Source organism: Variovorax sp. 05T418, assembly GCF_056396385.1.
Genome location: NZ_JBFTLJ010000003.1, coordinates 414,231 through 428,820 on the forward strand (window position 1 = coordinate 414,231; position 14,590 = coordinate 428,820).

At 67.0% G+C, this 14,590-nt stretch carries 13 protein-coding genes; 7 read left to right on the top strand and 6 right to left on the bottom strand.

All coding sequences use genetic code 11. From position 1 onward, the window contains the following. The first annotated feature begins 34 nt into the window (after positions 1-34). The 7 genes from AC1DMS_RS07935 to AC1DMS_RS07965 all read left to right on the top strand — a co-directional run bounded on the left by AC1DMS_RS07935 (position 35) and on the right by AC1DMS_RS07965 (position 8,502). Positions 35-1,033: a Bug family tripartite tricarboxylate transporter substrate binding protein gene (locus tag AC1DMS_RS07935; RefSeq protein WP_018903689.1), complete on the top strand. Its 999-nt coding sequence runs from the start codon at positions 35-37 to the stop codon at positions 1,031-1,033. A gap of 52 nt (positions 1,034-1,085) precedes the next feature. Continuing rightward, complete coding sequence (locus AC1DMS_RS07940) at positions 1,086-3,029, top strand: acyl-CoA synthetase (RefSeq protein WP_018903690.1); 1,944 nt, start codon at positions 1,086-1,088, stop codon at positions 3,027-3,029. 58 nt (positions 3,030-3,087) lie between these two features. Next, on the top strand, positions 3,088-4,107 hold the full coding sequence (locus AC1DMS_RS07945) for a Bug family tripartite tricarboxylate transporter substrate binding protein (protein ID WP_018903691.1): 1,020 nt from the start codon (positions 3,088-3,090) through the stop codon (positions 4,105-4,107). A 114-nt stretch (positions 4,108-4,221) separates the two neighbouring features. Further along, on the top strand, positions 4,222-4,806 hold the full coding sequence (locus AC1DMS_RS07950) for a TRAP transporter small permease (RefSeq protein ID WP_369664211.1): 585 nt from the start codon (positions 4,222-4,224) through the stop codon (positions 4,804-4,806). Further along, complete coding sequence (locus AC1DMS_RS07955; RefSeq protein ID WP_012745987.1) at positions 4,803-6,101, top strand: TRAP transporter large permease; 1,299 nt, start codon at positions 4,803-4,805, stop codon at positions 6,099-6,101. Before AC1DMS_RS07950 ends, AC1DMS_RS07955 begins: the two co-directional genes overlap by 4 nt. Before the next feature lie 375 nt (positions 6,102-6,476). Continuing rightward, positions 6,477-7,514, top strand: a complete 1,038-nt coding sequence (locus tag AC1DMS_RS07960; RefSeq protein WP_018903694.1) for a DctP family TRAP transporter solute-binding subunit — start codon at positions 6,477-6,479, stop codon at positions 7,512-7,514. 46 nt (positions 7,515-7,560) lie between these two features. Next, positions 7,561-8,502, top strand: coding sequence for a nucleoside hydrolase (locus tag AC1DMS_RS07965; protein WP_018903695.1), 942 nt, complete (start codon positions 7,561-7,563; stop codon positions 8,500-8,502). 56 nt (positions 8,503-8,558) lie between these two features. Here the strand turns inward: AC1DMS_RS07965 and AC1DMS_RS07970 are convergent, their stop codons facing one another. The 6 genes from AC1DMS_RS07970 to AC1DMS_RS07995 all read right to left on the bottom strand — a co-directional run bounded on the left by AC1DMS_RS07970 (position 8,559) and on the right by AC1DMS_RS07995 (position 14,590). Continuing rightward, positions 8,559-9,296, bottom strand: a complete 738-nt coding sequence (locus AC1DMS_RS07970; RefSeq protein WP_018903696.1) for an amino acid ABC transporter ATP-binding protein — start codon at positions 9,294-9,296, stop codon at positions 8,559-8,561. Positions 9,297-9,333: 37 nt separating this feature from the next. Continuing rightward, positions 9,334-10,023: an amino acid ABC transporter permease gene (locus AC1DMS_RS07975; protein ID WP_018903697.1), complete on the bottom strand. Its 690-nt coding sequence runs from the start codon at positions 10,021-10,023 to the stop codon at positions 9,334-9,336. Between the two features lies 1 nt (position 10,024). Next, positions 10,025-10,756, bottom strand: coding sequence for an amino acid ABC transporter permease (locus tag AC1DMS_RS07980; RefSeq protein WP_018903698.1), 732 nt, complete (start codon positions 10,754-10,756; stop codon positions 10,025-10,027). A gap of 124 nt (positions 10,757-10,880) precedes the next feature. Beyond that, positions 10,881-11,783, bottom strand: a complete 903-nt coding sequence (locus tag AC1DMS_RS07985; protein ID WP_012745981.1) for an amino acid ABC transporter substrate-binding protein — start codon at positions 11,781-11,783, stop codon at positions 10,881-10,883. Positions 11,784-11,954: 171 nt separating this feature from the next. Beyond that, the gene (locus AC1DMS_RS07990) at positions 11,955-13,406 is read right to left on the bottom strand and encodes an aspartate ammonia-lyase (RefSeq protein ID WP_012745980.1); all 1,452 of its coding nucleotides are present in this window, start codon (positions 13,404-13,406) and stop codon (positions 11,955-11,957) included. A 194-nt stretch (positions 13,407-13,600) separates the two neighbouring features. Next, positions 13,601-14,590: a LysR substrate-binding domain-containing protein gene (locus AC1DMS_RS07995; RefSeq protein ID WP_018903699.1), complete on the bottom strand. Its 990-nt coding sequence runs from the start codon at positions 14,588-14,590 to the stop codon at positions 13,601-13,603.

A 14,590-nucleotide genomic window follows, 5' to 3' on the forward strand; every position in this document is an offset into this window, starting at 1 on the left:
AGGCGCCGATCTTCCGCATTCCTTGAACAAGTCCATGGCCGTTTCTTCTTCCCGCTCCCTTCGCAATCCCGCACGCCGCGCCCTCCTCGCGCTGGCCCTTCCGCTCATGGCCGGCACCGCCTTCGCGCAGGCCTGGCCGGCCAAGCCGATCACCTTCGTCGTGCCCTTTCCGCCCGGCGGCCCGACCGACGTCGCCACGCGCATCGTGGCGCAGAAAATGTCGCAGGGCCTGAAGCAGAACATCCTCGTCGACAACCGCAGCGGCGCCTCGGGCACCATCGGCGCGGCGGTGGCCGCCAAGGCCGCGCCCGACGGCTACACCTTCGTGATGCTGGCCACGCCCACGCTGCTGGCCGCGCACCTGTACGGCCAGACGCCTTACGACATCTTCAAGAGCTTCACACCCGTGGGCACGGTGTACGACCTGCCGATCGTGATGGTGGTGAACCCCAAGGTGCTGCCCGGCGTGAACGGCCTGCAGGAGCTGATCGCCAAGGCCAAGGCCGAGGGCGGCAAGCTCAACTACACGACCGCCGGCGCGGGCAGCTTCGGCCACCTGACGACCGAGCAGCTCAAGAACATCGGCAAGTTCGAGATGCAGCACGTGCCCTACCGCGGCAGCGCACCGGCCGTGACCGACCTGATCGGCGGGCAGGTGCCCGCGATGTTCTCGGACCTGGTGGCGGTGATGCCGCACATCCGCTCGGGTACGCTGCGCGCGATTGCGGTCGGCTCGGGCCAGCGCGTGAGCCTGCTGCCCGACGTGAAGACGGTCGCCGAGCAGGGCTTCCCGGGTTTCGATGCCACGTCCTGGGGCGGCCTGCTGGCACCGGCCGGCACGCCCAAGGACGTGGTCGATCGCATGAGCGCCGAGCTCAAGACCGCGCTCGCTGACAAGGAAGTGCAGGACAAGCTCGAGGGCGTCGGCTCCTTCGCGGCCTACCGCACGGGCGAGCAGACCGGCGTGCGCATGCGCCAGGACTTCGAACGCTGGGGCAAGGTCATTCGCGACAACAAGATCACGAACCAGTAGAACAGCGCTTCGCACGCGGCCGGCACCACAACAAATATCCAGGAGACATGCCATGGCAGACAGCAAGAAGACGAACCCGGCCGGCGCACCCTTTCGCCCGACGCTCCCGGTCCGCAGCCTCGCCGACATCCGCAGGCTCGAGGAGACGCCGCTCGAAGAGGCGCTGACGGTCCGCAGCACCTACGAGATCTTCCGCAACGCGGGCGCGGCCTTCGGCGGCAAGACCGCGCTGACCTTCCTGCGCACCGGCAACCCGGCCGACGCGCCGATCCGCTGGTCGTACGCCGAGCTGCTCGCGCGCATCCACCAGACCGCGAACATGCTGCACGCGCTGGGCGTGGGTCCGCAGGATGCGGTGGCGGTGCTGCTGCCGGGCTGCCTTCAATACCACCTCGCGCTCTGGGGCGGCGAGGCGGCGGGCATCGTGCAGCCGCTCAACCCGCTGCTCACCGACGAGAAGCTGGTGGCGCTGATGACCGCGGGCCGCGCCAAGGTGCTGATCGCCTACGGCTCGGACAGCGAATCGGGCATGTGGTCGAAGGCAATGCGCCTGCGCGGCCAGGTGCCCACGCTCACCACGGTGCTGCGCGTGGCGCCGCATGACGAAGCACCGGGCGCGGCGGGCGCCTTGCCCGAGGGCGTGGCCGAGTTCGACGTGCTGCGTTCGGCACAGCCGTCCGATCGCCTCGTGAGCGGCCGCGACATTGCGCCCACCGACATCGCCGCCTACTTCCACACCGGCGGCACCACCGGCGCGCCGAAGCTCGCGCGCCACAGCCACGGCGCGCAGGTGTTCACGGCCTGGGCCAGCGTGCAGGTCGCGGGCATGAACGACCAGGGCATCTCGATCAACGGCTACCCGCTGTTCCACGTGGCGGGCGTGCTGCCGGCCTCGCTGGCCTCGCTCTCGGCGGGCATGGAAGTGATCATCCCGACGACCTCGCTGCTGCGCAACAAGGAGGTGCTCGCCAACTACTGGAAGCTGGTCGAGAAGTACCGGCCGACCTCGCTCTCGGCCGTGCCCACGGTGCTGGCGGCGCTCGCGAACGTGCCGCTGGACGGCGCCGACATCTCGTCGATCGGCTACTGCCGCACGGGCGCCGCCGTGCTCTCGCCCGAGCTGGCCGCGCGCTTCGAGCGCCTGTTCGGCCTGCATGTGCACGAGAGCCTGGGCATGACCGAGATGGCCGGCATCTCGACCATCACGCCGCCCGGCGTGGACGGGCCCGCGGGCTGCGTTGGTTTTGCGCTGCCCTACATGCAGATGCGCATCGTGGCGCTCGACGAGAACGGCAACGCCAGCGACCGCGAGCTGCCGCCCGGCGAGCAGGGCATGGTGCTGTTCAAGTCGCCCAACCTGTTCTCGGGCTTCGTCGATCCGGCCGACAACGCCAAGGCCTTCACCGCCGACGGCTGGCTCGCGACCGGCGACCTGGGCTGGATCGACGGCGACGGGAGGCTCAACCTCAGCGGCCGCTCGAAGGACCTGATCATCCGCAGCGGCCACAACATCGACCCCAAGGTGATCGAGGACGCGCTGGGCGCGCATCCCGCGGTGCAGCTGTGCGCCGCGGTGGGCGCGCCCGATGCCTATGCGGGCGAGCTGCCGGTGGTCTTTGCCACGCTGGAGCCGGGCGCCTCGGCCAGCGAGGAGGAGCTGCTGGCCTTCACTGCCGCGCGCGTCGACGAGGCGCCCGCCAAGCCCCGCTCGGTGAGCATCATCGAGCACATGCCGATGACCAACGTCGGCAAGATCTACAAGCCCGAGCTTCGCGCCATGGCCGCGAGCCGCGTGGTGGCGGCCACGGTGGCGCAGGTGTGCGGGGAGCTTGGCGCGCCGCCGGCCGCCTGGCCGCGCGTGCGCAGCGAGGGCGAGAGCCTGGTGCAGGTGCGCATCGATGCCGCGGCCACGGGCGCGCTCGCGGCGCCGCTGCAGGCTCGGATCCGCACGGCGCTCGAGGCGCTTCCCTTCAAGACGCAGGTGCTGGCCGAATAGCCGCCGCGTGCTGGTTTCTTTTTTCGACAGACAACAACGACCGCCGGAGACATCGGACATGAGCGCAACCTTCACCACCACCAACACCGCGCACGGCATCACCCGCCGCGCCCTGCACTGCGGCATTGCCTCGCTCGCGCTCGCGGCCACCACCCCGGCCGCCTGGGCGCAGGCCTATCCGGGCAAGCCGATCCGCATGGTGGTGCCCTTTGCCGCGGGCGGCGCCACCGACGTGCTGGCCCGCGTAGTCGGCGAGAAGATGGCGGCGGGCCTGGGCCAGCCCGTGATCATCGACAACAAGCCCGGCGCCGCCGGCATCATCGGCACCGATGCGGTGGCCAAGGCGCCGGCCGACGGCTACACCCTGGTGCTGGCGCTGAGCAATTCGCTGCTGACCAACCAGTTCCTCTACCAGAAGCTGCCCTACGACACGCAGCGCGACCTCACGCTGGTCTACCAGATCGCCACCGCGCCGCTGGTGCTGGTGGTGCACCCCAGCGTGCCGGTGAAGAGCGGGCCCGAGCTCCTGAAGTACGTGGCCGCCAACAAGGGCAAGGTGGCCTACGGCTCGTACGGCGTGGGCGCCTACCCGCACCTGGCCGGCGCGCACATGAGCCTCACGCAGAAGGCCGAGATGAACCACGTCGCCTACAAGGGCGAGGCGCCGATGCTGCAGGACCTGATCGGCGGCCAGATCCAGATGGCCTTTGCCAGCGCGCTGGTGGCCAAGCCGCACATCGAGGCCGGCAAGCTCCGGGCCATCGGCGTGAGCGGCGAGCGCCGCATGGCCACGCTGCCCAACGTGCCCACCTTGGCCGAGCAGGGCCTGGACGACGAGGCCTACCGCGTGGCCGGCTGGCTCGCGATTGCCATGCCGGCCGGCACGCCCAAGCCGATTGTGCAGCGCATTGCCGAAGAGGTGGGCAAGGCCACCCGCCAGCCCGACGTGCAGGCGCGCGTGGCGGCAATGGGCTTCGACCTGAAGGAGAGCTCGCCCGAGGCCTTTGCCGCCGTCTACAAGAAGGAGAGCCCGGTGTGGGAGCGCCTGATCAAGGATTCGGGCGCCAAGCTCGAGTAGCCCGCTTCGAGAGAGCCGGGAGGGGCGTGCAACGGGGCCGCAGCTTAGGAAAACCCCGATGAACGGATGGACATGGATCGTTACCATCCATAGCTGCTTTCCCCCTCCCTCTCGATGACCACTCCCAACGAGTCCGGCCCGCTGCTGGACGCCGCCAGCCCCCTTCCCCCAGACATCGAAGCCGCCGACGAGCCCACCCGGGTGCCGCTCGCCATCGAGGACTGGCTCACCGTCATCATCATGGGCGCGCTGGCGCTCATCACCTTTGCGAACGTGCTGGTGCGCTACTTCACCGACTCGTCGTTCGCGTGGACCGAAGAGTTCTCGGTCTTCCTGATGATCATGCTGGCGCTGGTGGCCGGCTCGGCCGCGGTGGCGCGCGACCGCCACATCCGCATCGAATACTTTTCCGAAAGCGGCTCCATGGCGCGGCGCAAGCGGCTCGCGCAGTTCGGCGCGCTCATGATCGCGATCCTGTTCACGCTGATCGGCGCGCTCAGCATCCGCATGGTGTGGGACGACTACCGCTTCGACGAGACCACGCCGGGCATCGGCCTGCCGGCGTGGTGGTATTCGGTCTGGCTGCCGATCGTGTCGTTTGCCATCGCGCTGCGCGCGGTGGGCCTCATGGTCCGCCGCGGCCGCAAGGAATACCGCAGCGACACCAAGAACCCCGGCAGCAAGGGCGACGCATCGTGATCCCCACCCTGCTCTTCGTCGCCTTCGTTGCGATGATGCTGGTGGGCGTGCCCATCGGCGCCGCGCTGGGCCTGGCCGGCGCCGCCTGCATCGCGCTGGCCAACAGCGACGCCCAGTGGTTCGGCCTCCTGGCCGTGCCGCAGAACTTCTATGCCGGCCTCGGCAAGTACCCGCTGCTGGCCATCCCGATGTTCGTGCTGGTGGGCTCCATCTTCGACCGCTCGGGCGTGGCGCTGCGGCTCGTGAACTTTGCGGTGGCGATCGTCGGGCGCGGGCCCGGCATGCTGCCGCTGGTGGCCATTGCGGTGGCGATGTTCCTCGGCGGCATCTCGGGCTCGGGCCCGGCCAATGCCGCGGCCGTGGGCGCGGTGATGATCGCGGCCATGTCGCGCGCGGGCTACCCGGCCGCCTTCTCGGCCAGCGTGGTGGGCGCCGCGGCGGCCACCGACATCCTGATTCCGCCCTCGGTCGCGTTCATCGTCTACTCGGTGCTGGTGCCCGGCGCCTCGGTGCCGGCGCTCTTTGCAGCCGGCATGATCCCGGGCGTGATGGCCGGCCTGGCGCTGATGATCCCGGCCGTGCTGCTGGCCCGCCAGCACAAGATGGGCGCGCTCGAAGCGACGCTGCCGCGCCCGCCGTTCTGGAAGAGCTTTCGCGAAGCGGTCTGGGGCCTGGCGGCGCCGGTGCTGATCCTGGGCGGCATGCGCGCGGGCTGGTTCACGCCCACCGAGGCCGCGGTGGTGGCGGTGTTCTATGGTCTCTTCGTGGGCATGTGCGTGCACCGGACCATCAAGGTGCGCGACCTGTTCGTCATCTTGCGCGAATCGGGCGAGCTCTCGGCCGTGATTTTGCTGGTGGTGTCGCTCGCGGGGATCTTCGCGTATTCGCTTTCCACGCTCGGCATCATCGACCCGGTGACGCGCGCCATCGTGAATTCGGGCCTCGGCGAATACGGCATCCTGGCGCTCCTGATCCTGCTGCTCATCACGGTGGGCATGTTCCTGGACGGCGTGTCGATCTTCCTGATCTTCGTGCCGCTGCTGCTGCCGATCGTGCAGTACTACAAATGGGACCCGGTGTGGTTCGGCGTGATCCTCACGCTCAAGGTCGCATTGGGCCAGTTCACGCCGCCGCTTGCGGTCAACCTGATGGTGTCGTGCCGCATCGCGAAGGTTCGCATGGAAGAAACCGTGCGCTGGGTCGGCTGGATGCTGTTCTCGATGTTCGTGGTGATGGTGCTGGTGATCGTGTTTCCGGAACTTGCGCTCTGGTTGCCGCGCAAGCTGGGGTATTGAAGTGCGGCGCTGCTTTTCCTTGCGCCGCGTTGTGTTCAAGGCCTGCTGTTCAGGGCGCGCTCCCGCCGACGGGGTACCTTGCTCCGCGAATGTCCTCCGGCCTTCGGCCTCCCCCTTGATTTCGCTGCGCAAGGCACCCCATCAGCGGGAGCGTTATGCGGAGCGGTGGTTGATCAGCGATGCACAACGAGCGTGCCCTCGTGCACAGAGCATCGGGTGCTCCCCGCAGCGAAATCAAGGAGGAGGCCGCAGGCCGGGGGACATTCGCGGAGGGGAGTACCCGGTGATCTGTGCACACGCCCCGAACAGCATCGCCCCGAACGCTCCCAAAAACATCCATCGCTTAGTTGTGTTCAGAAAACAAGGAGACCTCTCATGAAATTCCGCCGCACCCTGCTCGGCCTTGCCGCCGCAGCAACCGCCCTGTGCATGTTCTCGACCGGCGCCATGGCGCAGGCCGCCTACAAGCCCGAGTACAAGATGTCCCTGGTGCTCGGCCCGCCCACCCCCTGGGGCCAGGCCGGAAAGATCTGGGCCGACCTCGTCAAGGAGCGCACCCAGGGCCGCATCAACATCAAGCTGTACCCCGGCGTGTCCCTCATCCAGGGCGACCAGACCCGCGAATTCAGCGCGCTGCGCCAGGGCGTGATCGACATGGCCGTCGGCTCGACCATCAACTGGTCGCCGCAGGTCAAGCAGCTCAACCTTTTTTCCATGCCCTTCCTGATGCCCGACTACGCGGCCATCGACGCGCTCACCCAGGGCGAGGTCGGCAAGGACATGTTCAAGACCCTCGACAAGGCCGGCGTCGTGCCGCTCGCCTGGGGCGAGAACGGCTACCGCGAGATCACCAACTCGAAGAAGCCGATCAAGTCGCCCGCCGACCTCAAGGGCATGAAGATCCGCGTCGTCGGCTCGCCGATCTACTCCGACATGTTCACCGCGCTCGGCGCCAACCCCACGCAGATGAGCTGGGCCGATGCGCAGCCCGCGCTCGCCAGCGGCGCCGTCGACGGCCAGGAGAACCCGCTCTTCCTGTTCACCGTGCTCAAGATGCACACCGTGGGCCAGAAGTTCGTGACCACCTGGGGCTACGTGGCCGATCCGCTGGTGTTCGTGGTCAACAAGGAAATCTGGGCCTCGTGGACGCCGGCCGACCAGGCCATCGTGCGCCAGGCCGCCGTCGATGCCGGCAAGCAGGAAATCGCGCTCGCGCGCAAGGGCCTGGTGGAAGCCGACAAGCCGGTGCTCAAGGACATTGCCGCCATGGGCGTCACCGTGACCCAGCTCACGCCCGACGAGCGCGAAGCCTTCGTGAAGGCCACGCGGCCGGTGTACGACAAGTGGAAGTCGACCGTGGGCGCGGACCTCGTGGCCAAGGCCGAGAAGGCCATCGCGGCGCGCCAGAAGTAAAGCCCGCGTTCCTGCGGATCGGGGTGGCGGCCGCGACAATGCGGCCATGCACCACACCCTGATCATCGATACGGACCCCGGCGCGGACGACGTGATCGCGCTGCTGTTCGCCCTGGCGGCACCCGAATCGCTGGTGGTCCGGGCGCTGACCACGGTGGCCGGCAACGTGCCGCTGGCCAAGACCTCGCGCAATGCGCGCCTCGCCTGCGAATGGGCCGGGCGGCCCGACATTCCGGTGTATGCGGGCGCCGAACGGCCGCTGCTGCGCACGCCGATCTACGCGGCCAACATCCATGGCCGCGAAGGCATCACCGGCGTGAAGGTGCACGAGCCCGCCGCGCCGCTGGCCGAAGGCCATGCGGTCGACTACCTGATCCGCACGCTGCGCGCCGCGCCCGAAAAAAGCGTGACGCTCGCAATGCTCGGCCCGCAGACCAACCTGGCGCTCGCCCTCGAACAGGCGCCCGACATCGTGCGCGGCCTGCGCGAACTGGTGCTCATGGCCGGCGCGCACTTCAATGGCGGCAACATCACGCCCACGGCGGAGTTCAACGTGTTCGCGGATCCGCATGCGGCCGAGGCCGTGCTGAAGTGCGGCGTGCCGATCACCATGCTGCCGCTCGACGTGACGCACAAGATCCTCACGAGCGACGAGCGCATCGCGCGGCTGCGCGGCCTGGGCAACCGGGCCGGCGCGATTGTCGCCGACATCCTCGACGCCTATGCGCCGCAGGAGATGCAGCACTACGGCATGCCCGGCGGGCCGGTGCATGACGCGACCGTCACGGCCTACCTGCTGCAGCCCTCGCTCTTCCGGGGCAGGCGCATCCACGTCGAGGTCGACAGCCGCGAAGGCATGGGCTTCGGCCAGACCGCGGCCGACTGGCACGGCAGCCTGCACCGCCCACCCAACGCGAACTGGATCGCCGACGGCGATGCGCAGGGCTTCTTCGACCTGCTGACGGAGCACATCGCGCGGCTGCCGTAGGCAAAAAAAAGCCACGCTGCAAAACAGCGTGGCTCTTGTCCTTGCGACGCAGCGGATCAGTGCTGGAGGATCTTGTTCAGGAAGTCCTTGGTGCGCGGCTGGCGGTTTTCCGGGTGGCTGAAGAACTCGTCCTTCGGGCAGTCTTCCAGGATCTTGCCGCCCACGTCGATGAAGATCACGCGGCTCGCCACCTTGCGCGCAAAGGCCATTTCGTGCGTGACCACCATCATGGTCATGCCGTCCTTGGCCAGGCTCACCATCACGTCGAGCACTTCGCCGACCATTTCGGGGTCGAGCGCCGAGGTGGGCTCGTCGAACAGCATCACGATCGGGTCCATGCTGAGCGCGCGGGCAATGGCCACGCGCTGCTGCTGGCCGCCCGAGAGCTGGCCCGGGAACTTGTCCTTGTGCGCCATCAGGCCCACGCGGTCGAGCATCTTGAGGCCGCGGGTCTTGGCCTCGTCGGGGCTGCGGCCCAGCACCTTGATCTGCGCGATCGTGAGGTTCTCGGTGACCGACAGGTGCGGGAACAGCTCGAAGTGCTGGAACACCATGCCGACCTTGGAGCGCAGCTTGGGCAGGTTGGTCTTGGGGTCGTGCAGCGGAATGCCGTTGACGGTGATCTCGCCCTTCTGGAAGGGCTCGAGCGCGTTCACGGTCTTGATGAGGGTGGACTTGCCCGAGCCCGAGGGCCCGCACACCACCACCACGTCGCCCTTGGAGATGCTCACCGAACAATCGTTGAGCACCTGCACCGGGCCATACCACTTCGAGACGTTCTTGATTTCAATCATTTTTTCGGACATTTCTTTCTCCGGTTCAGCCACTCGGCTAGCGAATGATGGCGATCTTCTTGTGGAGGCGCTTGACGAGCCACGACAAGGCATAGCACATGATGAAGTAAACCACGGCTGCGAGCAGGTAGGCCTCGATCGGGCGGCCGAAGTTCTTGCCCGCGGTCTCGAAGCCCTTGAGCATGTCGTAGGCGCCGATGGCGTAGACCAGCGAGGTGTCCTGGAACAGGATGATGGTCTGCGTGAGCAGCACCGGCAACATGTTGCGGAAGGCCTGCGGCAGCACCACGAGGCGCATGTTCTGGCCGTACGTCATGCCGACCGCCTGGCCCGCATTCACCTGGCCGCGCGGAATCGACTGGATGCCCGCGCGCATGATCTCGCTGAAGTAGGCCGCCTCGAACGCGATGAAGGTGATCACGGCCGAGATTTCCGAGCGGTAGTTCGAGCCGATGGAGCCGAAGGCCGCATAGAACGAGGCCGGCACCAGGAGGAAGAACCACAGGATCACCATCACCAGCGGAATGCTGCGCATGCCGTTGACGTAGATGGCGGCCGGCGCGTCGAGCCACTTCTTGCCCGACAGCCGCATCAGCGCCAGCACGGTGCCGAAGAGCACGCCGCCAATGGTGGCGACGATCGTCAGCATGATGCTGAAGTAGAAGCCCTTGACGACGAAGTTGCTGATGACGTCCCAGTTGTAGAACGACAGGTCGAGGTTCATCATGTCAGTGCCCCCCGCCGCCGCTGGCCGAGACGATGAAGCCCGGCACGCGCGTCTTCTTCTCGATGAAGGCCATGATGCGGTTGATCGCAAAGGCCGAGATCACGTAGAGCCCCGTCACCGCCAGGTACACCTCGATGCCGCGCGAGGTTTCTTCCTGCGCCTGCATCGCGAACATCGTGAGCTCGGTCACCGACACGGCAAACGCCACCGACGAGTTCTTGAAGATGTTCATCGTTTCGCTCGTGAGCGGCGGAATGATGATGCGGTAGGCCATCGGCAGGATGACGTAGCGGTAGTACTGCGGCGTGGTGAAGCCCACCGCCATGCCCGCGTAGCGCTGGCCCTTGGGCAGCGCCTGGATGCCCGAGCGCACCTGCTCGGCAATCCGCGCCGAGGTGAAGAAGCCCAGCGCCAGCACCACCAGCACGAAGCTCGGCACGCCCTTCATGACCGGCACCAGCGCCGGAATCACGTGGTACCAGAGGAAGATCTGCACCAGGAGCGGAATGTTGCGGAACAGCTCGACCCAGGCATTGCCCAGGCGTATGAGCCACGGGCTGTTGGGCAGGGTGCGGATGATGCCGACCAGCGAACCCAGCACCAGCGCAACGACGAGCGCCAGCAGGGCCACGGACACGGTCCAGCCCCATGCGGACAGCATCCACTGCCAATAGGTCGGGTACTTCCCGCCCGGGTCTTGCAAGAAGACCTGCCAATCCCAGTTTGATCCCATCGGGGACTCTCCTTCTTTCAGATTTCCAGACTGCTAGCTTGCAGAGGCCGTGCCCGCGCGCCGCATTTGCGAAAACAAACGCCCGCCGGGGGCGGCGGGCGTTGCGCGGATGGCCTTGCCGTGTTTACTTCTTGGCCGCGTAGTCTTCCATCGGCTTGTCGTTCGGGTTGGCCCAGGCGGCCTTCGTGGCGTCGGACAGCGGCAGGTTCACCGTGACGTTGGCCGGCGGGATCGGCTTCAGGAACCACTTGTCCCAGAGCTTGGCGAGGTCGCCGTTCTTGATCTGTGCCTTGATGCTGTCGTCCACCACCTTCTTGAAGGCCGGGTCGTCCTTGCGGATCATGATGGCGATGGGCTCGACGCTGAGCACTTCGCCGACGATCTTGAAGTCGGCGGGCGACTTCGACTTGGCGATGTTCGAGGCCAGGATGGAGCCGTCCATCACGAAGGCGTCGGCGCGGCCCGATTCGAGCAGCAGGAAGCTGTCGGAGTGGTCCTTGCCGTAGAGTTCCTTGAAGTCGATGCCGCCGGCGCGCTCGTTCTTGCGCAGGGTCTGCACCGAGGTGGTGCCGGTGGTGGTGGCCACGGTCTTGCCGTTGAGGTCCTTGATGCTGTTGATGCCCGAGTTGGCCTTGACCGCGATGCGCACTTCTTCCACGTAGGTGGTCACGGCAAAGGAAACGTCCTTCTGGCGCGTGGCGTTGTTGGTGGTGGAGCCGCACTCCAGGTCGACGGTGCCGTTCTGCACCAGGGGCACGCGGTTTTGCGAGGTGACGGGCTGGTACTTGGTTTCCAGCTTGGCAAGGCCCAGGTGCTTCTGGATGTCCTTGATGATGTTGGCGCAGATGTCGTAGTGGAAGCCGGTGTACTGGCCGTTGCCCAGCGTGTACGACAGGCCGGAAGATTCCCGCACGCCTTCGGTGATGCTGCCCGAGGCCTTGATCTTGGCCAGGGTGTCATTGGCTTGGGCAAAAGCGCTGCCGGCAGCCAGGGCTGCAATTGCCAATGCCAATACTTGCTTGTTCATACGGAAAACTCCTGAGGTGACTGGAAGATACAGATACAACGAAATTCTAGACATTCACGTGATGGGGAATACCCGGACCAACCCGGTGCATTCTCGGCGGTGCCGCACCGGCCGCGCGCATCGAAGCGCCGCCTTGGTGCAGGTGGACCCATTGGCATTGTCCGACTTTCACTAAGCAGCCTTTGTGCCCGAGGGCTCGGCAGCCGGCGGCACCGGCGCGGACAGGCGCACCGGCTGGGTCAGGTTCTCGGGCACGAGCAGCGCCTCCATCTCGGCGCGCGTCATGATGCCGAGCGATTCGGCCACCAGGTCGATCGGCCCGCCGGTGGCCAGCGCAGTCTTGGCGATCAGCGCCGCCTTCTCGTAGCCGATCAGCGGATTCAGCGCGGTGACCAGCGTGACCGATTCGCGCACCCGCTTGGCCAGGAACTCCCGGTTCGCCTCGATGCCTTCGACGCAGTTGAGCTGCAGCGTGTTGCAAGCATTGCTCAGGTGCTTGATGCTCTTGAACAGGCTCCATCCCATGATCGGCTCGAAGGCGTTGAGCTGCAGCTGGCCGGCCTCGGACGCCATGGTCACGGTGATGTCGTTGCCGATGACCTCGAAGGCCACCTGGTTCATCACTTCCGGGATCACCGGGTTCACCTTGCCCGGCATGATCGACGAGCCGGCCTGGCGCGCCGGCAGCCGGATCTCGCCGAAGCCCGCCTGCGGGCCGCTGGAGAGCAGGCGCAGGTCGTTGCAGGTCTTGCTGAGCTTGGTGGCCACGCGCTTGAGCACGCCCGACAGCTGCACGAAGGCGCCGGTGTCCTGCGTGGCCTCGATCAGGTTGGCCGACTGCTTGAGCGGCACGCCGGTCTGCTCGGCCAGGTACTGGCAGGCCAGGTTGGCATAGCCGTGCGGCGCGTTGATGCCGGTGCCGATGGCAGTGGCGCCCAGGTTGATTTCCTCGATGAGCGCGCGCGCCTCGCCCAGGCGGGCCTCGTCCTCGCCGATCATGACGGCGTAGGTCAGGAACTCCTGGCCCAGCGTCATGGGCACGGCGTCCTGCAGCTGGGTGCGGCCGATCTTCAGGATGTCCTTGAACTCGAGCGCCTTGGCCTCGAAGCTCTTGCGCAGCGCGGCCATGGATTCGAGCAGCCGGCCGATGGCAAACCACAGCGCCAGCCGCACCGCCGTCGGATAGACGTCGTTGGTGCTTTGCGAGGCGTTGACGTGGTCGTTGGGATGCAGCACGTCGTAGCGGCCCTTTTCGTGGCCGAGCTTCTCGAGCGCGAGGTTGCAGATCACCTCGTTGGCGTTCATGTTGGTGGAGGTGCCGGCGCCGCCCTGGATCACGTCGACCACGAATTCATCGAGCAATTTGCCTTCGATCAGGTCCTCGCAGGCCAGGATGATGGCGGCCGCGCGGTCGCGGTCGATGGCGCCGAGATCGGCATTGGCGCGGGTGGCGGCCTTTTTCACGAAGGCCAGCGCGCGCACCAGGTCGGGCATGGCCGACACGCGGGTGCCGGAGATGGCGAAGTTCTCGACCGCGCGCGCCGTGTGCACGCCCCAGTAGGCAAAGGCAGGAATCTGCTTTTCGCCGAGAAAGTCGTGTTCGGTCCTGAAATTCGGGCTCATACAGGTTCCTCGGCTAAAAAAAAGCACGCGGATGGCGCGTGCCCTGAAGATTGCTGTGTGACAGCGGCAAAAAACTGCCGCGACTGTAGTGGCCGCGGAGCTGCGGCGCCAATGCCGTTTGCGGGGAGGCTTATGCGCGGCATTTATAGATTGTGCAGCGCACAAATTCCGCGCGTCGATCGATCGGATGGCGGTCAGCGGCCCGGCGGCTGGGCACCGACCAGGTACGACCACAGCGCATCGGCCGTGCGCTTGGGCTGCAGGCCTTCGGACACCGGCCCCTTCGCCGCGCGGCCGCTGCCGGCCTTCACCGGCGCCGGCGCGCTCGGCCGCTCGCGGTAGGCGCGGATCTCCATCGTCGCCTCCAGGCTGTCGATCTCGGGCGGCAGCGCGCTCACGAGCTTGCGCGCCTTGATCTCCTTGCGCACCGCGCTCTGCGGCAAAAAGGCGATGCCATGGCCTTCGAGCGCCATGACCTTCAGGCCTTCGGCCATATCGGTTTCGTAGACCCGGTCGAGGTGGATGGCGGTGCCCGACTCCTTCAGCAGCTGGTCGACCACGCGCCCCAGGTAGGCGCCGGGCGCGTAGCCCAGGTAGGGCAGCGGCTGGCCCGGCCGGCCGGGCAGCCGGAAGCGCGGCGCGCCGTCGGCGTCAGCCTTGACCCAAGGCGCCACGGTTTCCTCGCCCAGGCTGACCATCTCGTACTTGTTGGCATCCAGCTGCAGCGGCTGGGAAGGATGGTGGTAGGCGATCAGCAGGTCGCAGCTGCCCTCGACCAGGCGCAGCACGGCGTCGTGCACGTTGAGCGCGATCAGCCGGCTCTTGATGGGGCCGAAGTGCTCGCGCAGGCTGGTCACCCAGGAGGGAAAGAAGGTGAAGGCCAGCGTGTGCGGCACCGCGATCTCGATCACGTCCTGCCCGGCGGCCGAGTGGCCGCGCAGCATGGCGCGGGTGCTCTGCAGCGACTGCAGCATCTCGATGGCCTGGCTATAGAGCGTCTGGCCCGCGGGCGTCAGGCGCGTGGGGTAGGAACTGCGGTCCACCAGGTCGGTGCCGGCCCAGCCTTCGAGCGCCTGGATGCGGCGCGAGAACGCGGGCTGGGTCACGTGCCTCAACTGGGCCGAGCGGCTGAAGCTGCGCGTTTCCGCCAAGCTGATGAAGTCTTCGAGCCACTTTGTTTCCAT